The 21,966-nt window shown below is 37.1% G+C and carries 24 protein-coding genes and 2 riboswitches; of the genes, 3 read left to right on the top strand and 21 right to left on the bottom strand.

The window, feature by feature from the left end; all coding sequences use genetic code 11:
- The first annotated feature begins 185 nt into the window (after positions 1-185).
- Together LEUM_RS07535 and nadE are read left to right on the top strand one after the other, a co-directional pair.
- Complete coding sequence (locus tag LEUM_RS07535; protein WP_011680206.1) at positions 186-1,628, top strand: nicotinate phosphoribosyltransferase; 1,443 nt, start codon at positions 186-188, stop codon at positions 1,626-1,628.
- Positions 1,625-2,446 (top strand): ammonia-dependent NAD(+) synthetase, encoded by an 822-nt coding sequence (nadE, locus tag LEUM_RS07540; protein ID WP_011680207.1) that lies wholly within the window; start codon positions 1,625-1,627, stop codon positions 2,444-2,446. Before LEUM_RS07535 ends, nadE begins: the two co-directional genes overlap by 4 nt.
- 94 nt (positions 2,447-2,540) lie before the next feature.
- Here nadE and LEUM_RS07545 read toward each other — a convergent pair whose 3' ends face one another.
- The 4 genes from LEUM_RS07545 to LEUM_RS07560 are packed head-to-tail and all read right to left on the bottom strand — an operon-like array spanning position 2,541 to position 5,754.
- Positions 2,541-3,065: a YiiX/YebB-like N1pC/P60 family cysteine hydrolase gene (locus LEUM_RS07545; protein ID WP_011680208.1), complete on the bottom strand. Its 525-nt coding sequence runs from the start codon at positions 3,063-3,065 to the stop codon at positions 2,541-2,543.
- A gap of 16 nt (positions 3,066-3,081) precedes the next feature.
- Positions 3,082-3,750 (bottom strand): energy-coupling factor transporter transmembrane component T family protein, encoded by a 669-nt coding sequence (locus LEUM_RS07550; protein WP_011680209.1) that lies wholly within the window; start codon positions 3,748-3,750, stop codon positions 3,082-3,084.
- Complete coding sequence (locus LEUM_RS07555; RefSeq protein ID WP_011680210.1) at positions 3,747-5,150, bottom strand: ATP-binding cassette domain-containing protein; 1,404 nt, start codon at positions 5,148-5,150, stop codon at positions 3,747-3,749. Before LEUM_RS07555 ends, LEUM_RS07550 begins: the two co-directional genes overlap by 4 nt.
- A 13-nt stretch (positions 5,151-5,163) precedes the next feature.
- Positions 5,164-5,754, bottom strand: a complete 591-nt coding sequence (locus LEUM_RS07560) for an ECF transporter S component (protein ID WP_011680211.1) — start codon at positions 5,752-5,754, stop codon at positions 5,164-5,166.
- A 122-nt stretch (positions 5,755-5,876) separates the two neighbouring features.
- Positions 5,877-5,966, bottom strand: a riboswitch (TPP riboswitch).
- Positions 5,967-6,098: 132 nt separating this feature from the next.
- A riboswitch (TPP riboswitch) is annotated at positions 6,099-6,201 on the top strand.
- A 74-nt stretch (positions 6,202-6,275) separates the two neighbouring features.
- Between LEUM_RS07560 and tenA the strand changes: the two genes are divergently transcribed.
- The gene (gene tenA, locus LEUM_RS07565) at positions 6,276-6,980 is read left to right on the top strand and encodes a thiaminase II (protein WP_011680212.1); all 705 of its coding nucleotides are present in this window, start codon (positions 6,276-6,278) and stop codon (positions 6,978-6,980) included.
- 87 nt (positions 6,981-7,067) lie between these two features.
- On the opposite strand, the gene hisC is transcribed toward tenA, so the two are convergent.
- From hisC to ftsY, 17 genes are all read right to left on the bottom strand, one after another.
- Positions 7,068-8,141, bottom strand: a complete 1,074-nt coding sequence (gene hisC / locus LEUM_RS07570) for a histidinol-phosphate transaminase (protein WP_011680213.1) — start codon at positions 8,139-8,141, stop codon at positions 7,068-7,070.
- Positions 8,125-8,469 (bottom strand): phosphoribosyl-ATP diphosphatase, encoded by a 345-nt coding sequence (gene hisE, locus LEUM_RS07575; protein ID WP_011680214.1) that lies wholly within the window; start codon positions 8,467-8,469, stop codon positions 8,125-8,127. Before hisE ends, hisC begins: the two co-directional genes overlap by 17 nt.
- Before the next feature lie 23 nt (positions 8,470-8,492).
- Positions 8,493-8,891, bottom strand: coding sequence for a phosphoribosyl-AMP cyclohydrolase (hisI, locus tag LEUM_RS07580; protein ID WP_002815284.1), 399 nt, complete (start codon positions 8,889-8,891; stop codon positions 8,493-8,495).
- Positions 8,888-9,652: an imidazole glycerol phosphate synthase subunit HisF gene (gene hisF, locus LEUM_RS07585; protein WP_011680215.1), complete on the bottom strand. Its 765-nt coding sequence runs from the start codon at positions 9,650-9,652 to the stop codon at positions 8,888-8,890. The genes hisI and hisF overlap by 4 nt, the downstream gene beginning before the upstream one ends.
- Positions 9,649-10,365 (bottom strand): 1-(5-phosphoribosyl)-5-[(5-phosphoribosylamino)methylideneamino]imidazole-4-carboxamide isomerase, encoded by a 717-nt coding sequence (gene hisA, locus LEUM_RS07590; protein ID WP_011680216.1) that lies wholly within the window; start codon positions 10,363-10,365, stop codon positions 9,649-9,651. The genes hisF and hisA overlap by 4 nt, the downstream gene beginning before the upstream one ends.
- Positions 10,362-10,979: an imidazole glycerol phosphate synthase subunit HisH gene (gene hisH, locus LEUM_RS07595; RefSeq protein ID WP_011680217.1), complete on the bottom strand. Its 618-nt coding sequence runs from the start codon at positions 10,977-10,979 to the stop codon at positions 10,362-10,364. The genes hisA and hisH overlap by 4 nt, the downstream gene beginning before the upstream one ends.
- A gap of 51 nt (positions 10,980-11,030) precedes the next feature.
- Positions 11,031-11,618 carry an imidazoleglycerol-phosphate dehydratase HisB gene (hisB, locus tag LEUM_RS07600; RefSeq protein WP_010284284.1) on the bottom strand — a complete coding sequence of 196 codons (588 nt, stop codon included), beginning with the start codon at positions 11,616-11,618 and terminating at the stop codon, positions 11,031-11,033.
- Position 11,619: 1 nt separating this feature from the next.
- The gene (hisD, locus tag LEUM_RS07605) at positions 11,620-12,897 is read right to left on the bottom strand and encodes a histidinol dehydrogenase (protein WP_011680218.1); all 1,278 of its coding nucleotides are present in this window, start codon (positions 12,895-12,897) and stop codon (positions 11,620-11,622) included.
- Positions 12,894-14,501, bottom strand: a complete 1,608-nt coding sequence (hisG, locus tag LEUM_RS10520; RefSeq protein WP_011680219.1) for an ATP phosphoribosyltransferase — start codon at positions 14,499-14,501, stop codon at positions 12,894-12,896. The genes hisD and hisG overlap by 4 nt, the downstream gene beginning before the upstream one ends.
- Positions 14,502-14,879: 378 nt before the next feature.
- The gene (locus LEUM_RS07615; protein ID WP_011680220.1) at positions 14,880-15,986 is read right to left on the bottom strand and encodes a GGDEF domain-containing protein; all 1,107 of its coding nucleotides are present in this window, start codon (positions 15,984-15,986) and stop codon (positions 14,880-14,882) included.
- Positions 15,980-16,708 (bottom strand): EAL domain-containing protein, encoded by a 729-nt coding sequence (locus LEUM_RS07620; RefSeq protein ID WP_011680221.1) that lies wholly within the window; start codon positions 16,706-16,708, stop codon positions 15,980-15,982. Before LEUM_RS07620 ends, LEUM_RS07615 begins: the two co-directional genes overlap by 7 nt.
- A gap of 91 nt (positions 16,709-16,799) precedes the next feature.
- On the bottom strand, positions 16,800-17,642 hold the full coding sequence (gene hisJ, locus LEUM_RS07625; RefSeq protein ID WP_011680222.1) for a histidinol-phosphatase HisJ: 843 nt from the start codon (positions 17,640-17,642) through the stop codon (positions 16,800-16,802).
- 49 nt (positions 17,643-17,691) lie between these two features.
- Entirely contained in the window at positions 17,692-18,498 is an 807-nt protein-coding gene (locus LEUM_RS07630) for an HAD family hydrolase (RefSeq protein WP_010292271.1), read from the bottom strand.
- A 68-nt stretch (positions 18,499-18,566) separates the two neighbouring features.
- Positions 18,567-18,746, bottom strand: a complete 180-nt coding sequence (locus LEUM_RS07635; protein WP_010292272.1) for a hypothetical protein — start codon at positions 18,744-18,746, stop codon at positions 18,567-18,569.
- Positions 18,746-20,221, bottom strand: a complete 1,476-nt coding sequence (ffh, locus tag LEUM_RS07640) for a signal recognition particle protein (RefSeq protein WP_011680223.1) — start codon at positions 20,219-20,221, stop codon at positions 18,746-18,748. Before ffh ends, LEUM_RS07635 begins: the two co-directional genes overlap by 1 nt.
- 42 nt (positions 20,222-20,263) lie before the next feature.
- Positions 20,264-20,608, bottom strand: coding sequence for a YlxM family DNA-binding protein (ylxM, locus tag LEUM_RS07645; protein ID WP_010285304.1), 345 nt, complete (start codon positions 20,606-20,608; stop codon positions 20,264-20,266).
- Positions 20,605-21,933 (bottom strand): signal recognition particle-docking protein FtsY, encoded by a 1,329-nt coding sequence (ftsY, locus tag LEUM_RS07650; RefSeq protein ID WP_011680224.1) that lies wholly within the window; start codon positions 21,931-21,933, stop codon positions 20,605-20,607. Before ftsY ends, ylxM begins: the two co-directional genes overlap by 4 nt.
- Positions 21,934-21,966 lie beyond the last annotated feature (33 nt).

A 21,966-nucleotide genomic window follows, 5' to 3' on the forward strand; every position in this document is an offset into this window, starting at 1 on the left:
CAGGAATCCACTGTTTAATAGCCCTAGAAGAATTAAGCCATTATAAAATTTAATCATCTCGTAAAATTATTACAAGAATTAAATATTTGAGTATCTAACTACAATCAAATTGACATATAATTAATACTTATTAATTTAAGTAACAACTAAAAAATATTGTTATAATGGAAGGAAAGGACTTGAACATGTATTCTGATGACTCACTGGTGCTCCATACGGATGCGTACCAAATTAATATGATTTATACTTACTGGAAACAAGGTATTGATCAAAAACCCGTTGTTTTTGAGGCTTATTTCCGTAAAATGCCTTTCAATAATGGCTATGTTATTTTCAGTGGTTTAGAACGAATTGTCAAAATATTAAATCAACTGAAATTTACTGATGACGATATTGATTATTTACAATCATTAGACCTATACGACACTGAATTTTTAACGTACCTTAAAAACTGGCATTTGACTGCAACAATACGTTCGGCTTATGAGGGTGAAGTGATGTTCAACAATGAACCGCTTTTGCAAGTTGAAGGACCTCTGGTCGATGCTCAATTATTGGAAACTTTACTGCTCAATATTATCAACTTTCAGACATTGATTGCTACTAAAGCGGCTCGTATTGCTAGTGTAACAAATGGTGACCCCCTATTAGAGTTTGGTACACGTCGTGCTCAGGAATTGGACGCTGCGCTTTGGGGTACCCGTGCTGCTTTTATTGGTGGCTTTGATGCTACATCTAATGTTCGTGCAGGAAAACTATTCAATATTCCTATTTCTGGCACACATGCTCATGCGCTTGTTCAAGCTTACCACAACGATTATGATGCTTTTCATGCCTACGCAGCAACACATAAAAATGTTGTTTTTCTAGTAGATACATTTGACACACTAAAATCTGGTGTTCCAAACGCTATCAAAGTAGCCCGTGAGTTTGGAGATAAGATTAATTTTCAAGGGGTTCGAATTGATTCAGGTGACATGGCATACCTTTCTAAAAAAGTTCGTATCATGTTAGATGAAGCAGGATTCACGAATGCCAAAATTTATGCATCAAATGATTTAGACGAAAACACCATTTTAAATCTTAAAATTCAGGGTGCAAAAATTGATGTCTGGGGAATTGGCACAAAATTAATCACAGCATATGATCAACCTGCCTTAGGTGCGGTATACAAGATGGTTAGTATCGACGGCGATGACACAATTAAATTGTCAAACAACGTTGAAAAAATCTCAACCCCTGGAAAAAAGCAAGTTTGGCGAATAACAGATAGTAAAGATGGCAAATCTGAAGGTGATTATTTGACTTTCGATGATGAAAATCCTAGCCAATTGGAAACTTTGCACATGTTTGATCCCAATCATCCTGTTATTTCTAAAAACATTAAAAATTTCGATGCACAACCGATGCTACATGATATTTTTGTTGAGGGTGACCTAATTTATGATTTGCCTGATATTACTACAATTAAAAGCTACGCCAAACATTCGTTAAACGATCTATGGGATGAATACAAACGTATACTGAATCCTGAAACCTATCCTGTTGACTTATCTCAAAAGCTATATGATGCTAAAATGAATTTAATTCATGACATTCGAAACAATATACAGGAGATGACCAAATGAGACCTTTACAATCTAAAATAATTGCTGATCTGCACGTTCAGCCCGTTATTGGCCCAAACATTGAAATCAAGCGCTCTGTGAATTTTCTGAAACAATATCTCACTCACAGTGCTTACACCGGTTTAGCTATTGCAGTAAGTGGTGGTCAAGACTCCACACTTGCTGGTAAAATTGGCCAACTTGCTATTGCTGAACTACGAGCAGAAACGAATCAAAAGTTCGAATTTGTTGCGATTAGGCAGCCATACGGTGAACAACAAGATGAAAACGATGCCCAAGATGCACTCAATTTTATCAAACCTGATTTAACAGTAACAACAAATATCAAAGATGCAACCGATGCTCTGGTAGGTTCACTGCGTCTTGGTGGATTAACCGTTGATGACATGAGTCGCGGTTCAATTAAACCAAAAGTACGTATGATTGCCCAGTATGCTGTTGCTCGCGAGCATAATAGTGCCGTTATCGGAACTGATCATGCAGCTGAAGCCGTAGCTGGTTTCTTCACCAAGTATGGTGACGGCGGCACAGACATTAACCCTTTGTGGCGTCTAAATAAACGACAAGGAAGGCAGCTTCTCGAAGCATTACACGCCCCAAAGCATCTATACGACAAAGTACCTACTGCAGATCTTGAGGATGAACGCCCACAGTTGCCTGATGAAGTTGCGCTGGGTGTTAGATACGATGTCATTGACGATTATTTGGAAGGCAAAGATGTTGCAAACACCGATGCCGAACGAATAGAAGAGATGTATCTGACAACGCAACAAAAGCGTCACGAACCAATCACTATTTATGACACTTGGTTCTATTAACTCTAAAATTTGATTGTTATGTTCCCCTATAAACACTTAAAAAAGCCACAATATCATTATATATTGTGGCTTTTTTAGTATTTACTAATTTAAATTATAAGTCAATTTTTCCAACATAATGTAACTGCGGATCGTGAGACATGTCATTAGGATTTGTTCCCAAAACATTGACTGGCACCGGCTCGTTTAGTTCCTTATAGTAAGCAGCCCAAAAGTCAGAAATTTGTTTTCGTCTGTCTCCAAAAAACATTGGTTGTTCACTAAATTTGACAAAGTCTTCAAAGGCTGTCACTACAAACTGTGAACAATAGAAGCTGTTCGTACCTGGCTGAAAAGAAAAGTTATAGGGTTTACCCAAATGCGTTTTAGCGTTAATAATAATTCGCTTCGTATTTTTAACATTTGTGCGGTAAACATCAGCACTTTTATTTTTCTCTAAAAAAAGCTGAAGCGATTGTAAACAAACGCCTGAATCAGCTGTTGCATGAATGACATTTTCTTCGTCGGCTAATATCGCAACATGAACAAAATTTCCCGTTGATTCTGCAATACCCTCATCCAGATCGCTATGTCCATTTTTTACAAAAAGTAAATCTGCTTGTTTTAATTTCATAATCATAGTCTAACACATTTGTTTACCAAAGCTTAATAACAAATAAACAGTACTGAATGAGTAGCATAACGACGCCAATGATTAACCACCCAGAAACTTTTGTTGGAAATAATCGGTGGTAGCTACGGCTTTCACCTTCTTCAAAGCCATGAGAGGTCATAGCCATCGCTAAATTATTTGACCATATTAATGCTTGACTAATGGCTTTAAAATAAAGTTTAGGCGACCAAAAACTCAAGACCTCACCTCGCATCAGCCCCACTGCCCGAATCGTTTTAACTGAATTTATAATTTTGGGAATAAAACTCAATGCACCCAGAATGCCATATACAAAGGTTGCGGACATTTTGACATTTTGTTCAAGAGAACGTAATAATTCGTACAAAACCATAGTCGACATAAATGCCGCACCCATGAATACATAAGCACCTACACGTGTGGTCATTACTAGTGCAAAATGTAATCGTTGTGATTCGTCTCCTGTACCAAAAAAATAAAATGAGGTGAATGATCCGACTGCCGGCAAAATTGATACAATCAATAATCGAGCAAAAGTTTTCAAATGGCTTTTAGTCACTATTAAAATCAAAATACTAACAACAATTAAAAACAGATTGAGATAAACTGATTTTGTGAACGCAATTTCTATCGAAATAAGCAATACTAATAGTAATTTTTGTGTTTCATTCATGAATTAACTACACTTTCATATTTCAAACCATTTTGATCAAAGCGAACATGATAATCAATATATTGAATAATGCCGTGTGTTTGGTGTGAAATCATGATAATACTTTGTTCAAGGTCATTTGATGACTGTTTAATGATTTTCATGACATGTTGAATAGAATTCGTATCCAATCCAGATAATGGCTCATCTAACAGCAAGGTATCGGGTGCAATAATTAACATAATCAGTATTTGTAGCTTTTTTTGTTGGCCACCTGACAATTCGTAAACACTATGCTTTTCAATACCTATTAAATTTAACTTTTGGATGCACTGGTCAACCTTCTCATTTGTCCAATAATCAGCGTGATGGCTATGGGCTCTAGCCTGCTCAACTTCTTCAGAAACGGTAATGTTTAAAAATTGGTCAGCTGCATTTTGAAATACTAAACCAACTTTCCTAGCATATATTTTTTTACGAAGTTTATCGAGTAGCTTCCTTTGATACAACAACGAGCCCTCATAATCGTGTAATCTTGCAAAAGTAAGCAGTAAGCTTGATTTTCCAATACCATTGGGTCCAGTAATTAAGGTGATTTTATCTTTTGCCCACTCAAAACTGCTATTCTTCAATATGGATTGTTTACCGTTGTTTACCGTCACATGTGCCATGCTAAACACAGACTCATTAAATTCATCATTAGTAACAATACTATCATTTACATCTTGTTTAAAAAAAGGAGACCAAGCTGTAGAATCAATACATGCTATATGTCGATTTTCAATACGATATAAATCTGTTATCAGATTTTCGTATCCACTTGTGTCATGATCTGAAACTAAAATACCATGTCCTTGATCAACTAATTTTTTTAACAATACTTGTAACTCATGTCGATGCTCTGGATCAACGGCCGCAAAAGGTTCATCCAATAAAATAATTTCTGCACCCATCGCTAATGTTTCAGCTAAAGCAACCTTTTGCAATTCTCCACCTGACAAGTATGAAAGTTCTCGGTGTCGCAGTGATTCAATTCCTACCTCTGATAAAGCAGAATTAATTCTCTTATCAATTTCCTCGGTAGTTAAAGATAAATTTTCTAATGAAAAAATCAATTCATCTTCTACGCGATCCATGGCAAATTGTTGATCTGGATGCTGAAATAGCATGGCAACTTTTTTAGCGCGATGGTTCGCTTTGATTTGAGCAATTGACTGATGGTTCAAAGACACTTCCTGTGACAATTCGCCGCCATATTTAGGATATAACCCAGCTAAGGCAGTCATCAAAGTTGATTTGCCACATCCAGATGAACCAACTAATAATATAAATTGTTCTGGTCTAATCTCCAGTGAAATATCTTCTAAGATAATTTCATCGTCAAATTTAATATCTAAATGATTGGCCTTTAATTCCGTCATACTTTTATTGACCTTATCGGTTTGTTTTTAATAATTTAGACTTCTCTAGCAAGTTGACAATCCAGTAAACTAATAGACCGGCAAAAAATGCAATTGAAATCCAGCGAACAATAAACAACCCAACTAGCATACCAAAATCAAATTGTAGATATCCATCGTGGAACAATGACCAGATGAATGTCACGCATGTTCCAGTAAATGTTGACAAAATCAAACCCATTTTCCAGCTTTTATATCCTGTCAAAGTAAAACCAAGCTCTGATCCGATACCTTGAACAAATCCAGAAATTAGTGTTGCAACACCCCAATAGCCGCCCAACAAGGCTTCTCCAGTGGCGCCAAGCAATTCACCTATTAATCCCGCACCAACACGTTTCAATAAATAACTAGCCAATGGGGCTGCCATCATCCATGGCCCAATAGTGATTGCAATGGTGTATTGGTGTAACCCAAGCGGAACTAAAACTGCATCAAGTGCTGTGTACACTGGATCCATAATAAAATAAATCACACCAAAGGCAATACCAATCAACGCCATTAAAATGACTTCTCGCAAAGACCATTTCCCTTTTGATCCCGCTGTTACTGTTTCTACTTGTTCCATAAACATCTCTCCTCTTGTTTCGAGGTTGTATGTTTCGATAAAATACCTTTTATAGTATAAGTGTCTATACAAAAAGCCACCAACCACAAAAGAATTTAGTGATTGATGGCATCAAAAAGACATCTTAATCTAACTTATTCTTCCTTCGCAGGTATTAACCTGACAGGTTCAATGGGTATTATCTCAACCTTACGGTACCCCAGATAAAATATTAACTTCGTGAATTAGTATAACCCATTCTAATTTTAAATGCAAAGAAATTTTCTAGCCCATTAGCTACACCATAAAACCATTTGCAATTTTAATTTTTCAATGCTATGCTAATCTCATTAAAAAATATATATGCTGTCCACTAGGGGTGCCTTCTTGGCTGAGATGATATTACTTATCAATCCCTTCGAACCTGATCTAGTCAATACTAGCGTAGGAAAGTGGTATTCTTTTTACAAAAGATACTCTTTTTTGCCTATAGTCAAGAGAGAGTTTTTTTTGTTGGACATGTAAACATTTTAGGAGAAATTATGTTTTCAGAAGAATTGCGCACCCAAGCTGCACCAATTATGACAGCCATTCATGATCACGCATTTGTTCGTGGCATCGCGGACGGTTACGTCCCCCGAGAAGCTTTGATTTTTTACGTTGAACAAGATTTCCAATATCTTAGTGAATTTATCAAAATTTATGCCAATGCCATTACAAAATTAACTGATCGTAATGAAATGAAATTTTTTGCTGATTCAATTGATTTCATTTTAAATAGCGAAATTCATCCCCATCATGTTTTTTGTGACGTTGCCGGCGTCGAATATGAAACATTGCAACACGCCACGCCAACACCTAAAGCATATCTATACGAATCACATATGTATCGTGCGGCTGACACCGGCTCCTTATTAAATATTCTAGCTGCTTTTCAGGCGTGCCCTTGGACCTATAATGAAATTGCAAAAAAACAAGTTCAGGAGAAAGCGAACACAAATGATAACCCATTCAAAAGCTGGATTGATTTTTATGATAATACAGATGATGATCCGGAAGTTTCACTATCTGACAAAATCTTTGAATGGATAGATCGCTTGGCAGAAAATGCAACAACTCAACAACGCCAACAGGCCACACAGTTTTTTCTTAAAAGTTGTGAATTAGAATGGCAGTTCTGGGAACAAGCCTACCACCAAGAAGACTGGCGCTTCAAAGATGTATTAAATCAGGCAAACTCTTTGTAAGGCTATTGATGTAAAGAAGTGAAATTTAATAACACAAAAATGTTGCGTCGTTATTCAATGACGTAACATTTTTGTGTATCCGTGAATTTATTTGTTTGTAGCTTTCAAAAAAGCCAATTTTAATTCAGCATTGTCTTCTGGTGTACCTAACGCAATACGAATCCACTCAGGATTAAGTCGATCGTTGACTTGGAAACCTTGTTCTAATAATTTTTGACCAACTTTTTTCGTTTCGCCAACCTTTATCCAAATAAAATTAGCCTGTGATTCATAAAACTTAAACTTATTTTTAGTCAAAAAATCTTGGAACTTTTGGCGCTCTACTTGAAAACGTTGGACATTTTTCTGCAAGTACTCTTGATCTAATACAGCAGCCGTGCCACCAGCAATCTGATAGGTTGATAAATTATACGGTAAACGAACTGCTTGCATCGCACTATAAAGGGGATCTTGCATAATGCCATATCCAACACGTAAATTAGCTAGACCGTATGCCTTTGATAAGGTACGTAGCACAACCAAGTTTGTGTACTCAGCTACCAAAGGTGCCACGGTAGCATCAGGTTCATCTACAAAATCATAGTAGGCTTCGTCCACTACTAACGTAATATTTGCTGGCAGCTTGTCCAAAAAGCGCTTAATGGAGCTGGTTGTTTCGAATACCCCTGTTGGATTGTTGGGGTTAGCTATCCATACCATAGCAGTTTTATCATCAATAGCATCTAAAATCGCATCAAAATCAACATTCCCGTTATCAACATTAACGGGTATTTTTTTTGTTGTAGACTGTTCGATTTGTGCATGCATCGCATATTCACCAAATGTCGGATTGGGAATAATAATATTTGATCCTGGTTCCAACACAACACGAGTCAACAGCTCAATCAATTCATCTGCGCCAGCACCAAACACCAAATGTTGTGGGTCAACATGATTTAACTTAGCTACCGCTTCACGTAGTTCTGTCGCTTGTCCATCTGGATAATAACCTAAAATATCATCGGAAACAGCACGTACAGCTTGAGCAACTTTGGGTGATGGACCATACACAGATTCATTGGCTGATAAGCGGGCTAAATGTTGCAATCCATACTTTGCTTTTACAGTTTCTACCGGTAATTCTGCTTGATAAGCTGCTAAAGCTTTAACTGTCTTTTTCATTTTTCTTATCTCCTCGCCAATCAGCGCGTTCATGCAATAATGATTTTTTTCCTAAGCGTGAACCTAATTCATCTTTAATATCATCTAAACTGACACCCTTTTCAACTAATAAGACCATTAAATGAAACAATAAATCTGAAGTTTCATAAATTAGCTCTTCATTATTATTTTTGGCGCCGAGAATTACTTCCGTGCTTTCTTCTCCCACTTTTTTTAGAATTTTATCTAATCCTTTTTGATATAGATAATCAGTATAGGATCCTGTTTGGGGATTTTGTTTGCGCTCAAGTGCTTGTTCATAAAGTTCTTCAATTGTTTGTTGTGGCATCATTTCTCCTTTTAGTGTGGTATTTACTCTTTTGGAAAATAACCATCAGTCCATTTATTTGCAATGGTTGCTTGATTAGCATCTGCTAAACCTTCACCTTTTATCGTGTTAAAAAAACATGAGTAAGCATTAGTATGACAGGCTGGCCCTGCAGGATTCACATGAATTAGCAGAGTATCTAAATCACAATCTAATGTCATGCTAACGACCTGTTGTATGTTACCCGAAGTCTCCCCTTTATGCCACAATTCTTGTCGCTCACGAGACCAAAACCAAGTTTGCCCAGTACTTTTGGTTAATGAATAACTTTCTTTGTTCATATAGCCTAGCATCAAAAATGCCTTTGTTTCCGCGTCGACAATGACAGCAGGGATCAAACCATTTTGACTTTGCTTGTTGAAATCCGGTTCAGTTCCAATCATATGCGTATCTCCACACCATCATCTTTCAGTGTTCGTTTCAAATTTGGTATTTTAATTTCACCAAAATGAAATACTGAAGCAGCTAGTGCTGCGTCAATTTTAGTTTTCTCAAATAAATTAACGAAATCTTGTGTTGAACCAGCACCACCCGAGGCTACTACTGGTACATTCACAGCATCTGCTAGTTGATCATAGAGTTGAATATCGTACCCTTTTTTTGTTCCATCGGCATCCATACTTGTTACTAGCAATTCGCCAGCCCCACGAGCGACTAATTCAAAGGCCCATTCAATAGCATCAAGACTTGTAGGCTTAGATCCGCCAGAAACGTAGACCCGATAAATACCAGCCGACTCATCCCATTTAGCATCAATTGCGCCGACGATAGCTTGCGAGCCAAATATTTTAGCCCCGTCCGTAATTAGCGCTGGGTTCTTTACTGCTTCAGAGTTAACAAATATTTTATCAGCTCCCGCTTTAATTAAACGACCCATGTCTTCTGTCGTTCGAATACCGCCGCCAACGGTCAAGGGGATGAATACTTCCCTGGAAACAGCATCAACGACTGACATGATGGTATCCCGCTCTTCCAAAGTTGCTGTAATGTCTAAAAACACTAGCTCATCAGCGCCAGCAGCCTGATAGGCTTTCGCTGATTCAACGGGATCACCTACTTCACGTAAATTGACAAAATTAACCCCTTTAACTACTCTACCATTCTTAATGTCTAATGCTGGAACAATTCGTTTGGCTAAAGTCATCCATCCACCTCCTTTAATTGAGCTAGTGTCACATCTCCATCATAAAGTGCTCGGCCAACAATAATATCGTGAATACCGCTTGCTTGTAAATCTGTAACGTTTTTAATATTGGCAATACCCCCACTAGCTATAATATTGCTTTTAGGAAATTTATTTTGTAAACGTGATAATAGCTCAATGTTAGGACCTGATAGGGTCCCATCTCTGGCGATATCGGTGACAACAAAATTCGAAACACCTACTGATAACATAGCTTCAACAATATCATCAAAACTCGTATCAGAATTTTCAAGCCAACCTTGTGTGGCAACTTTTTCATCACGGCCGTCAACACCAACAACAATTTTATCGGAGCCATACTTTGCAACCGCTGTTCGCACAAGTTCCGGATGAGTCAAAGCTGCTGATCCAATAATCACACGATTAATGCCTATATTTAAGTATTGGTTAACCTGTTCAAGAGTCCGGATACCGCCACCAAGTTCAATAAACAAGTTTGTTTGTTCTCGCAAAGATTGAATAACATTTAGATTAACTGGTTTTCCTTCCTTTGCACCATCTAAATCAACCAGGTGTAAATGCTTTAAACCTGCGCTTTCAATTTGTTTTGCCTGTTTCAATGGATCTGGGTTAATTGTGGTTTCTTTTTCATAATCCCCTTGATAAAGGCGAACTGATTGACCATTTAATAAATCAATTGCTGGAAAAATCATACGTTTTCTACCATTTCCTTAAAGTTTTGCCAAATCTCTAATCCATCTTGTCCAGATTTTTCTGGATGAAATTGGGCACCAATCACATTTTTGTTAACCACAACACTTGGTACATCAACTTTTCCATAATTAACAGTTGCCGCAATATATTTTGAATCCGTTACCGCATAATAGCTATGTACAAAGTAAGTATATTTATCATTCATTGTTCGAGTGATTTGGTTGATTTGGCTCACTTTGTTCTGATTCCAGCCCATTTGCGGTACTTTATAATTCTCTTGTTTAGGTAATTCAACCACTTGCCCGGGAATTAGCCCAAGACCTCTCGTTTCACCAAATTCAGTTGATGAGTCAAAAAGTAACTGCATCCCTAAGCAAACACCCAACAATGGTTTACCGCTATTTGAAAACTGTTTTATTGGTTCAACCAAATTACGTTCTCGAAGTTTATCCATTGCTGAGGCAAAAGCGCCAACTCCTGGCACTACCAGACCATCAGCGGCAGCAATCTCGGCAGGATCTTGAGAAACTTTGGCATTTAATCCTGTATATTCAATTGCTTTCATGACATTTCTAATATTACCCGCGCCATAGTCTACGATAATAATCGCCATATATTTCTCCTTTGTATTATACGATTTAACTTCACAAAATCATCTAATATTTTAAATTCGCCCCTTGGTGGAATTAACCCCTTTAATTTCCGGATTGATAGTAATTGCTTGGCGCATTGCACGACCAACAGCTTTGAACATACTTTCAATTTTATGATGTGTATTTCGACCATATAGGACTTCAATATGAACATTGGCTCTTGCTTGATCAGCAAAGCCTTGCCAAAAATCTTCGACAACCTCTGTCTCAAAAGTGCCCAATGTTGGTGCAGTAAGTTCGGCATGCAAAACTAGGTAGGAACGCCCCGATAAATCAATCACTGCGCGGGTTAGTGTTTCGTCCATAGGGACAAATTGGGCACCGTAACGTTCAATTCCAACTTTATCACCCAAAGCTTGGGTAAATGCTTCTCCTAGCACAATACCAATATCTTCAGTCGTATGATGACTATCAACTTGTAAGTCACCCTTCACATCAACTTGTAAACCAAAGCGGCCATGTTTAGCAAACAAAGTTAACATATGATCGATGTAACCAATGCCGGTGTCAACTTTAATCGGTGTTTGTTCGTCAAGATCTAAAGTCAATTCAATTTGTGTTTCAAAAGTATCTCTCTTTATTGTTGCAGTTCTGGACATATTATTTTTCTCGACTTTCAATTGCTCGGGCGTGCGCTTCTAATCCTTCTTCACGTGCTAATACTGTGACGTCAGCCGAATCAGCCAATAATGCTTCAGCAGAATATTGTAAATACTGAATGCGCTTTTGGAAATCCCAAACACCTAGCGGTGAACTAAATCGTGCTGTACCACCTGTTGGCAAAATGTGGTTTGGACCGGCTAAATAATCACCAAGTGGTTCAGAAGCATACTTCCCTAAGAACACTGACCCAGCATTTTTAATTTTAGAAATATAATCATACGCATTTTCTAATTGTATTTCCAAGTGTTCAGGTGCTACAGCGTTCATCAGATCAATCATTAAATCAATCGTATCAACCAAATATATGAAACCATTGTTTTCAATTGCTTGACGCGCAATAGCTTCACGAGGCAAGACTTTAAGTTGGTCTTCGACCTCCTTTGAAACTGCTGTTGCTAATTTTTCAGAATTAGTGATCAAAATTGCACGTGCATTAACGTCGTGTTCTGCTTGTGAGAGTAAGTCTGCTGCTACATCCTTCGCACTTGCTGAATCATCAGCTAAAATCCCGATTTCTGATGGTCCTGCAATCATATCAATATCTACTTGACCATATACGTCACGCTTAGCCGTCGCTACATAGGCATTACCCGGTCCAGTAATTTTATCTACCTGTGGAATAGATTCAGTTCCATATGCTAAAGCGGCAATTGCTTGAGCCCCTCCAACTTGATAAATGCGATCCACCCCTGCTATTTTAGCAGCAGCTAAGACAGCTTGGTTTAAACCATTTTTTTGCGGTGGTGTAACCATAATAATATTTTCAACACCAGCAATTTTAGCAGGAATAGCATTCATCAAAACAGACGAAGGATAAGCTGCAGTACCTCCGGGTACGTAAATGCCAACAGCTGATAGTGGTGTCACCTTTGTTCCACGAATCACACCATTACTGGGATTATCTTCAAAGGATTCACCAATCTCTAATTTGTGAAAGCTTCGAATGTTATCTGCAGCTTTTTCTAGTGCTTTAATGACGGCTGGATTAACCTGATTAAAGGCTTCTTCAATCTGACTATCGGTCACCTTTAAGTTATCTAAAGTGACACCATCAAATTTTTCTCCATATTCTTTCAAAGCTTCATCGCCGTTTGCGCGAACATTTTTAATAATATCAGTTACACGAGCCTCTACTTGCGGATCAACCGTCTTCTCTGTTTGCTGACGAATACGAGCTTTAATTGCTTCCAGTGATTCATTTTTAATAATATTCATTGTTCTTCTTCTTTCAAAATATTAACAAGGTTATTGATTACTTTCGTAAGCTCTAATTGAAAACGCAGTAAGGCGCCAGCACGAACGAGCATGTGGGTAGCTACTGGGCCAACCGCATCATAAACCTGCAGATGATTTTCGCGCAGTGTGTTTCCTGTTTGTGTGATATCAATGATAGCATCCGATAGACCAGTGAGTGGTCCAAGTTCAACAGAACCTTCTAACTTAATTAATTCGACATCTTCCCCACGATTACTAAAGTACTCGGTCGCAATTTTGGGATATTTCGTGGCAATTCGCTTTCGCGTTGGCGTATCAAGATTAAAACCTTCTGGCGCAGCGACAACGAATTCTGCTTTGCCTGTCTGCAAATTAAGCACATCGTAATGATTTTGTACCTGCTCAGCTATCGTGTCAGAGCCAACAATACCGACATCACCAATGCCACGATCAAGATATTTAACGACATCACTCGGTTTTACCAAAATAAAGCGATATTTTCCGTCAGTACTATCAAATATTAATTTACGTGCTGGATTTTCTAATAACGAAGTATCAATACCAGCCGCTTTCAATAATGGTCGTGCATCTTTTTCAACACGTCCCTTGCCAAGTACCATCACAATAGGTTCTTGTGGTTTCATTTCCTCAGGCTTACGTCGCCAGTCAGCTAAAATTGTTTCAATATTTAATCCCATACCAACCGCCGGTAATGATTTATTCTGGAAGTTTTCTAACAAACGATCATAACGACCGCCGCTAAATAAATATCGACCTAAACTTGGAACAAAACCACGTATAATTGTGCCCGTATAATATGGTTGCGGTGAAGCCGCTGCCAAATCAACCGTAACTGCAACTGCTGGATAATGTTTGTGCGTATATTCTGCTAATTTCAACCAATCATTGATAATATCATTAACTGCCGGTATTTCTTGCAGTTGCCACATCACTGTTTCGCCATCTTCACCAAATGCTAAAGGCCAACCAGCCAACCCTTCCGGGAAATCAGGAATAGTGGCCCGAAGTTCCTCAAAGACCGATACATTTTTTTGCTCAATAGCTTGCTTCATACGTTGTCGCAAGTCTTGATCTAATTGCAAATTTTCTAAAACCACATCAATAAAACGGGCATCACTCAAAACCACTTGTACATCCACAATCCCAAACTCTTGCGCAAATTTAAGCATCGTGTCTAGTGCTTGAATTTCCGCTTCAAAACTTTGATCACCAATCAGTTCAATGCCGGCCTGCGTTTCTTGATTGTAATCACCCGACAAGCTGTCGGTTCGCCTAAAGACATCCCCTATATAATAAAGTCTAGACATACTATTTTGTTGTCGATTGGCTGATAAAAAACGCGCAATGGGCAAGGTCAGATCTGGACGTAAAACTAAATTTTCTCCAACCTGATCAAACAAACGAAAAACATTCTTGTTTTGATATTTATCAAATGTACTCTCGCGCTCGATTAATGGTGTATTAATCGGTGTAAAATCAGTATCATTTAAGATTGTAGTTATCATCTGTGAAATTTTCTGTTTTTGTTGTAATTTTTCACCAAATTCGTCTCGCGAACCGGCCGCTAATACTTTATCGTTCATGTTCATCTCCTAGATGCCATATAATAAAAAGACGCCCTCACAAACTAATATTTTAGTTTGCAAGGACGTCTTCACGTGTTCCCACCTTGATTTCAATTTTACTTACGTAAAAAAGCTCAATAACCTACTAACGCAGGCTTATTCGGTATCGGGAATTTCCGGAATGGCTTTTTAACCATTCAGCTCGTTGGTGTGTTTTCATTAATTATGCTGGCGCTCATCTCAATGCGTTAGCTTGAGCACTTCCTGTACAACACGGTAATTAACTACTTTTTCAACTTCAGCTAAATTTATTATTAAGTTATTTTCATTTTACATCAATTATTATATATGTCAATACTTATTTTTATATAATAAAACATGCATTCTCATATCATTTTATCCTTCAATAACTATCTTGCCCCTTCCTGTCTTCTTAGACTGATAAACTAGGTCGTCAGCAATATCAAAAGTTATCTTTAAATTAAACTTATAATTTTTTGAAAAACTTACACCAGCCGAGAAACTCATCAAGTGATTTTGATCTCCTAGAGGCAGTTTACTCAGCTCAAGTTGCATACTTTTTAAGAACTTTCCGATATCAGAAAAATTATTGGGATCAAACATCCAAACAAATTCCTCACCGCCATAGCGATAAATTCCTAAATCTTTTGAATTTAGTTTGTAGGCTAGGCGCTCTCTCAAAAATAAAGAAAATTCCTGTAAAACTTTATTTCCAGCTTCATGTCCGTAGGTATCATTAACATTTTTAAAATAATCCAGATCAATAACTGCAATGCCAGTATTTGTCTGTTTGTCAGGACCTAACAAGATATCTTGTTCAAATTTTTTATAATTAAAAAAACCTGTTAATTTATCGAAAATAACTTCTTTCTGCAGTTGAATATTCTTATTTTGCAAATTAGTAACTTGAAAATACACTTTTCGAGTTATTAAAATCGTGATAATAGCTACAGTGGCACGAATTATCCAATTCGTTGGTTGATTGAAGATACTATATATCACAACATGGGGAATGAAGGGAGCAAAAAAAAGACTAGTGGCCACAATAAATATTTCAGAAAGAATCATTGAGAGTGTTTGATTAGAAACATATTTATCAAATACTTTCATATAAAATATAGCCATTCCAGCTACTACTAGTGAAGCCAAAACATTAACAGTTGTTAAGTGACCATCCACAAATAGCATGTATAACATTCTTACAAAGGGTGTAATAATAACCAAAAGAATGGCTTGCTTTTTATCAACCAAGTAAAAAATTAAAAGTGCGAGTAAATATTCATGTGCTACAACACCAATAAAATGATAAGAAACTGACATTGATGTATAAAGCATAGCAACATATATTATTGGTTTTATCCATTGTTCATAACGACTACCGGAATTGCTATACATTAAAAATTGCATACTAATTAACGTAGAAATAGCTAAATTCATTATAACCAACATCAACAATAGATAACTAAACAAATAGGTTAACATTTTTGTGCCTCGATCATATCCTCTCTAGGTTTACCAAAAAACCAACCTTGCTGATAAATGATACCCATTTTTTGTAGTAATATTTGAGTATCAACATTTTCAACACCTTCGAAAACAAAGGCCAAATTATTTTTTTTGGCTAAATTATCCCATTCTTTCAAAAATGAAATACTGATTTGGCAAGAATCCTCTTTAAAATGTGGCCAAGCAAACTTAATACCATCAACTAAATTGACATTGTCCTGTACGTGTGACAAGGTATTCCGACCTGTACCAATATCATCAACAAAAATTCTATACCCCATTTTTTTGATTTTCTTGACAGCATCCAGTAAATAATTGCTGCCATTAGTTGCATAGGATCTTTCTGTCAGTTCAACAATAATATTGGGTGCCCAAGTATGCATTCTTTCGAAGAATTCATGTGTTTGTGGTGATTTAAATTGTATTATTTCAAAATTAATTGAAAGTTTAGTACAAGGATTTTCTTGTAATATTTCCTTTAATTGTTTTTCAAAAAAAGAAAGCACAATTTGATTTCCTGATTGACTTTTGATTAAGTCGAAAAATATTTCTCCAGGAAATTGCCTTGTTTTCTTAGAACGTAATAATATTTCGTAAAACGCGATCTTATCTTTTTGTTTACCAGAAATTTTAACAACTGGCTGCATCACAAAATAAAAATCTTTAATAACTCCCAGTTGCTCGTGATGCTCAGTCATAGTTGCTCTCCACTATTTATCAAGTTTTTGTTTTTTCGTTTTATCATCAAAAATTCTATAGTTTTCTAACACACTTATGTCTACTAATCCCCTATTTTTTATCTACAATCAATTCTTTCATTTCATCATAATATAATCCTAGAGCGTTCACTTCGTGCGCATCGGAACCATAAACCAGCTCAATACCTATTTTTTTTGCTTGCTCAGCAATATCAAATGTAGGGTAACTTTCACCATTGTATGGCTTACTAAAACCAGCCGCATTAAAATCTAACTGATAATTTTTTTGCTTAATAATTGCTAACAATTCAGTAATCTGTTGCTTGATAGATTCGTCAAACTTTGGCAAATGTAATAGTTTTTGGTATTTTCGAATGAGCGTAATATGTCCAATTCGCACAGGCACTTTTAGCCCAGTATCAAAGTTTACACTTTGGATAACTGCGTCATAATAACGTTTAAATAATATTTGAGGATTACGACACTCGTCACTAAAATATGCTGACAATGTATCTGGCTCGTAATCAATAGGTGCAACATTTCCCTCATTGTTAGGTAAAAAATGCACAGATAAAACAATTTCATCAATCCAATTAGATTCTCTCTGTAAAAATGAATGTATGTCAGTTTCATATACTTTTAGATAGTCTACTTCAAAACCAGATTTGATGTTTATTTTATCTTTAAACTTTTCTTTCACTCGCTCAACTTCAGATTTATAAAATGTTAACTCATCAATTGCCATAGCAGAATTATCACGTGCATCGTCAGGACCAACAAATTCTTCTAAAAATTGTTGTGGCAACGGTGCGTGCTCTGTAACAACATATTCAGTAAATCCCAAATCAATAGCTCGTTCAATATACATATCAAGCTGCTCTGTGCTGCCGTGATGAGAAAACTGTGTATGAGTATGTCCGTCTTTTTTTATCATTATAATCACCTTATTTTCTACTATAACAAAAAAACACACGCCAAGTGTGTTAAACGTTTTCTAATATTGTTTTTAAGACGCCATCATGCTGATTATCGGCTACAGAAATATCGAAATCATGTTTAAATAATTCCGGGTCACTATTAGTCATCGCAACCGGATGCCCAACATATTCCAACATCTCCATGTCATTCAATCCATCGCCAAATGCCATAATATCTTTCGCATCAACATGCAATGCATCAGCAATATACTTTAGTGCATTGGCTTTGTTTACATCAGCATTAACAATATCAATCGCACCGTACCCCGAAGTAGTGACATGGACAACTTTACCTAAAATGGATTTGAGATCATTCATATAAGCTACTTCATTATGAGATAAAACAATTGTTGACTTCAAAATCGGTTCGACTACATCATCAATGCTGTCAACTAATGTTAAGTTTTCAAAATATTCTGAGGAAATTTTGAAGGTGTCACCAATTGCTGCCTGTGATTTTAACATGTATGTAGTTGATTGTCCATTAAACGCCAATCCCACCGCAACATCATCGAGATATTTTTCAGTTACAGAAAAAATAGTTTTCAATGCTTCCTTGGGCAAAAATTTGACATTTTGCACTTCACCATCTAACATCACCTCAGCACCATTATTGGCGATGATTTGATACTCACCTTCAAAGTTTTTGAAGTACTCTAAAACTTTTTGCAAATGATTACCAGTCGCTACAATGAACTGCATGTTTTGTGCTTTCATTTTTTGCAACACTTCTCGAAAGAGTGGTTCATTAATTGTTTTATCATCTCGTAAAAAAGTTGCGTCTAGATCTGATGCTATAAGTTTAAGTGTCATTATCGATTCCTTTATACATAAACGGTCTAATACGAACAAACATTAGATATATTGAAAATAAAAGTATATTATCGTTGAACCCACCACCACAATAATTTTATGAGTCCGAAGACAAAAACGCCTGCCACCAGTGGCCAAAAAACAGCAAAGAAAACTGATACAAATGAAAAATGAGAAATATTAAGTAAATTTGATCCAAGTAACACGACAAATACAAAAACTGGTAAAATACGTTCCATACTTTTCATTACTTACGTCCACGTTTCTTTTTAGCCTTTTGCAGCCGACGTGCAGCTTGTTTTACAGCAAAGTTTTGCATTTTCTGTCCTAAGTTTCCTTTGGGCATTCCACCATTCATGCCACCCATCATTGAGGACATATCCATGCCTGAACCACTCATCATTTTATCAATGCCACCAAAGTTCCCATTAGTTGCTTGATTCATCATTTTACGCATTTGATCAAATTGCTTGATCATACGATTAACCTCAACAATTGGCCGACCAGCACCAGCCGCCAAACGACGACGACGAGAAGGGTTGATTAAATCAGGATTCTCTCGTTCTTCAGGTGTCATTGAGCCAACTATTGCTTCTAAATGAGCGAATTGTTTAGCATCAAGATTAACATTAGCTAAAGCTGGATTATTTGCCATTCCCGGAATCATCTTTAACAAATCTTCCATTGGCCCCATGCTCTGTACTTGTTTTAATTGTGCAACAAAGTCATTAAAGTCAAAGGTATTTTGACGCATTTTTTCGAGCTGTTTAGTTTGCTCTTCTTCGTCAAAATCACGTTGTGCTTTTTCAATCAACGTTAAGACATCGCCCATGCCCAAAATACGCGAAGCCATACGATCAGGATAGAACACATCTAAATCAGTAGGCTTTTCACCTTGACCAACAAATTTAATTGGTTTTCCAGTGACATCTCGAATGGACAATGCCGCACCGCCACGCGTATCACCATCTAACTTTGTTAGAACAACACCCGTTAAATCAAGTGAAGCAGAGAAACCTTTGGCCGTTTCCGCTGCGTTCTGCCCAGTCATGGCATCAACTGTCAATAATATTTCATCAGGATCAGCAATTTCTGCAATATCTTTTAATTCTTGCATCAATTCTTCATCAATTTGAAGACGTCCAGCTGTATCGATGAATACATAATCATTTTTATTCTCAGCAGCCTTCTCTAATCCAGCTCGAACAATGTCACGTGGGTTGACGTCTGTGCCCATTGAAAAAACTGGAATATCTAAGTCACGACCAAGTATTTCTAATTGATCAATCGCAGCAGGACGATAAATATCTGCAGCGATTAATAATGGTCGGGCATTATTTTCATTTTTGAGTTTGTAGGCCAGTTTGGCAACAGTTGTAGTTTTACCAGCACCTTGCAAACCAGCCATCATAATGATTGTTGGTATTTTTGGTGACTTATTTAACGGCACCGCTTCTTCACCCATTGTTGCAGTCAATTCATCGTTGACAATCTTAACAATTTGTTGTGCTGGATTCAAACCCTCCATGATATCAGTGCCACTTGCTTTTTCGCGCACATTGGCCACAAATTTTTTCACTGTGTCATAATTAACATCGGCCTCTAATAAGGCCAACCGGATTTCCCGCATTGTTGCGCGCAAATCCTCTTCACTAACACGGCCATGTCCTGTCAGATTTTTAATTGCCTTTGATAGGCGTTCTGTTAGATTTTCAAATGCCATAGGTTATTAAACTGTACACACTATTTTGTGCACATTTCCCTTCTAGTTATCAATTTCCGTCGTTAAAAGCTTCTGTACCAATAATTTTAACACATTATCATCTGGATAATGTGTCTCGATATATTGTTCAACATCCTTTTCTAATGCCTGTCGCTTTGCAAAATCGACTTGCAAATGAAGGATGTTTTCGTATTTTTCAAGTTGTTCAATAGCTCGATTGATATTATCTGATACTGCTTGGCGACTAACGGTCTCCGCTTCAGCGATTTCAACAATAGAGTAATCATCTTCAAAATAGTAACGTAAATAAGCTTGTTGCTTATCCGTCAACAATTTTTCATAGAAACCAAATAGTTCGTTGATATGAGTCTTCTTTGCTAAATTCATGATTCAACCAATTCCTTGAATAGCCCATAAACGAATTCTTCAGGCTTGAATTCACGCAAGTCACTAGCTTTTTCACCAAAACCAATCCATTTAACCGGTAAGTGCATTTCATTACGAATGGCAAAAACAATACCGCCCTTAGCTGTACCATCCATTTTTGTCAACACAATACCACTGACATCAGATGAATTTTTGAACAATTTTGCCTGTTGCAATGCATTCTGACCGGTTGTTGCATCAAGAACCAACAAAACTTCGTGCGGTGCTTCAGGAATTTCACGCTGAATAATGCGTTTCATTTTTTCTAGTTCTTGCATTAAATTAACATTATTTTGCAATCGACCTGCCGTGTCAACAAATAAAACATCATAATTTTCATCGCGAGCTTTTTCAACTGCTGCAAAGACAACAGAAGCAGGATCCGCTTTTTCTTTACCAGCAACAACGGGTACATGCGCACGTTCACCCCATTCTTGCAATTGTTTGGTAGCACCAGCACGAAATGTGTCCGCTGCGGCTAACAAAACAGACTTACCTGCTTTTTGATACTTACTTGCCAATTTACCGATCGTTGTTGTTTTACCAACACCATTCACTCCCACAAATAGAATAACTGTTGTTTGTCCTTTGGGTGCAAAATTCATTGTGGCATCTTCATTTATACCGTCGGCCTCATACAAATCAACCATTTTTTTAATGATGACATCGCGAACGTCTTCTTTACGCTTCGCATTTTTTAATTTCACTTCTTCTCGAAGTTCGTCACTAATCTTTATAGCCATATCAAAGCCAACGTCCGCACCAACTAAAGTTTCTTCCAAGTCTTCGAAGAAATTTTCATCCACCGAACGGAAATTAGCCAAAAATCGGTTAAATCTATCTGCAAAGCCAGTACGTGACTTTTTCAATCCTGCATCGTAAATTTGTTGCTCAGTTGTTTCTGTTTCTGTTTCTGTTTCTGTTTCTGTTTCTGTTTCTGTTTCTGTTTCTGTTTCTGTTTCTGTTTCTGTTTCTGTTTCTGTTTCTGTTTCTGTTTCTGTTTCTGTTTCTGTTTCTGTTTCTGTTTCTGTTAATTGTGGGGTACTGATTTTTTGTTTGTCAAGCGCCTCTTGCCAAATCTTGGCTTCATCTTCGTTAACTAAACCAACTTGTTCCATCATCGGTTGCGTCACGGCTGACGTATTTTCAGATACAGCAGTACTTTGCTCATCCTCAGAAGCATCACTATTAGATTCAGATTCACTCAAAATTTCAGTGGATTCTGACGCAGACTCCTGCTCAACCGTTTCATTTTTCTTTTTACGGAAAATATCAAATAATCCCATTTATTTTTCTCCTAATCCAAGTAATACACGCTT

Source organism: Leuconostoc mesenteroides subsp. mesenteroides ATCC 8293, from assembly GCF_000014445.1.
Taxonomy (GTDB): Bacteria; Bacillota; Bacilli; order Lactobacillales; family Lactobacillaceae; genus Leuconostoc; species Leuconostoc mesenteroides.

Excerpts from the sequence above, each read along its gene's own strand:
- ffh (WP_011680223.1), bottom strand. The coding sequence starts at position 20,221 with ATGGCATTTGAAAATCTAACAGAACGCCTATCAAAGGCAATTAAAAAT.
- hisG (WP_011680219.1), bottom strand. The coding sequence starts at position 14,501 with ATGAACGATAAAGTATTAGCGGCCGGTTCGCGAGACGAATTTGGTGAA.
- LEUM_RS07535 (WP_011680206.1), top strand. The coding sequence starts at position 186 with ATGTATTCTGATGACTCACTGGTGCTCCATACGGATGCGTACCAAATT.
- hisJ (WP_011680222.1), bottom strand. The coding sequence starts at position 17,642 with ATGATAAAAAAAGACGGACATACTCATACACAGTTTTCTCATCACGGC.
- hisH (WP_011680217.1), bottom strand. The coding sequence starts at position 10,979 with ATGGCGATTATTATCGTAGACTATGGCGCGGGTAATATTAGAAATGTC.
- LEUM_RS07560 (WP_011680211.1), bottom strand. The coding sequence starts at position 5,754 with ATGGAACAAGTAGAAACAGTAACAGCGGGATCAAAAGGGAAATGGTCT.
- ftsY (WP_011680224.1), bottom strand. The coding sequence starts at position 21,933 with ATGGGATTATTTGATATTTTCCGTAAAAAGAAAAATGAAACGGTTGAG.
- ylxM (WP_010285304.1), bottom strand. The coding sequence starts at position 20,608 with ATGAATTTAGCAAAGAAGACTCATATCAACGAACTATTTGGTTTCTAT.
- LEUM_RS07550 (WP_011680209.1), bottom strand. The coding sequence starts at position 3,750 with ATGAATGAAACACAAAAATTACTATTAGTATTGCTTATTTCGATAGAA.
- LEUM_RS07635 (WP_010292272.1), bottom strand. The coding sequence starts at position 18,746 with ATGAAAAGTATGGAACGTATTTTACCAGTTTTTGTATTTGTCGTGTTA.
- tenA (WP_011680212.1), top strand. The coding sequence starts at position 6,276 with ATGTTTTCAGAAGAATTGCGCACCCAAGCTGCACCAATTATGACAGCC.
- LEUM_RS07555 (WP_011680210.1), bottom strand. The coding sequence starts at position 5,150 with ATGACGGAATTAAAGGCCAATCATTTAGATATTAAATTTGACGATGAA.
- hisD (WP_011680218.1), bottom strand. The coding sequence starts at position 12,897 with ATGAATATTATTAAAAATGAATCACTGGAAGCAATTAAAGCTCGTATT.
- hisC (WP_011680213.1), bottom strand. The coding sequence starts at position 8,141 with ATGAAAAAGACAGTTAAAGCTTTAGCAGCTTATCAAGCAGAATTACCG.
- LEUM_RS07620 (WP_011680221.1), bottom strand. The coding sequence starts at position 16,708 with ATGACTGAGCATCACGAGCAACTGGGAGTTATTAAAGATTTTTATTTT.
- LEUM_RS07615 (WP_011680220.1), bottom strand. The coding sequence starts at position 15,986 with ATGTTAACCTATTTGTTTAGTTATCTATTGTTGATGTTGGTTATAATG.
- hisF (WP_011680215.1), bottom strand. The coding sequence starts at position 9,652 with ATGACTTTAGCCAAACGAATTGTTCCAGCATTAGACATTAAGAATGGT.
- nadE (WP_011680207.1), top strand. The coding sequence starts at position 1,625 with ATGAGACCTTTACAATCTAAAATAATTGCTGATCTGCACGTTCAGCCC.
- hisI (WP_002815284.1), bottom strand. The coding sequence starts at position 8,891 with ATGATTGGAACTGAACCGGATTTCAACAAGCAAAGTCAAAATGGTTTG.
- hisE (WP_011680214.1), bottom strand. The coding sequence starts at position 8,469 with ATGCCACAACAAACAATTGAAGAACTTTATGAACAAGCACTTGAGCGC.
- hisA (WP_011680216.1), bottom strand. The coding sequence starts at position 10,365 with ATGATTTTTCCAGCAATTGATTTATTAAATGGTCAATCAGTTCGCCTT.
- hisB (WP_010284284.1), bottom strand. The coding sequence starts at position 11,618 with ATGTCCAGAACTGCAACAATAAAGAGAGATACTTTTGAAACACAAATT.
- LEUM_RS07545 (WP_011680208.1), bottom strand. The coding sequence starts at position 3,065 with ATGATTATGAAATTAAAACAAGCAGATTTACTTTTTGTAAAAAATGGA.
- LEUM_RS07630 (WP_010292271.1), bottom strand. The coding sequence starts at position 18,498 with ATGACACTTAAACTTATAGCATCAGATCTAGACGCAACTTTTTTACGA.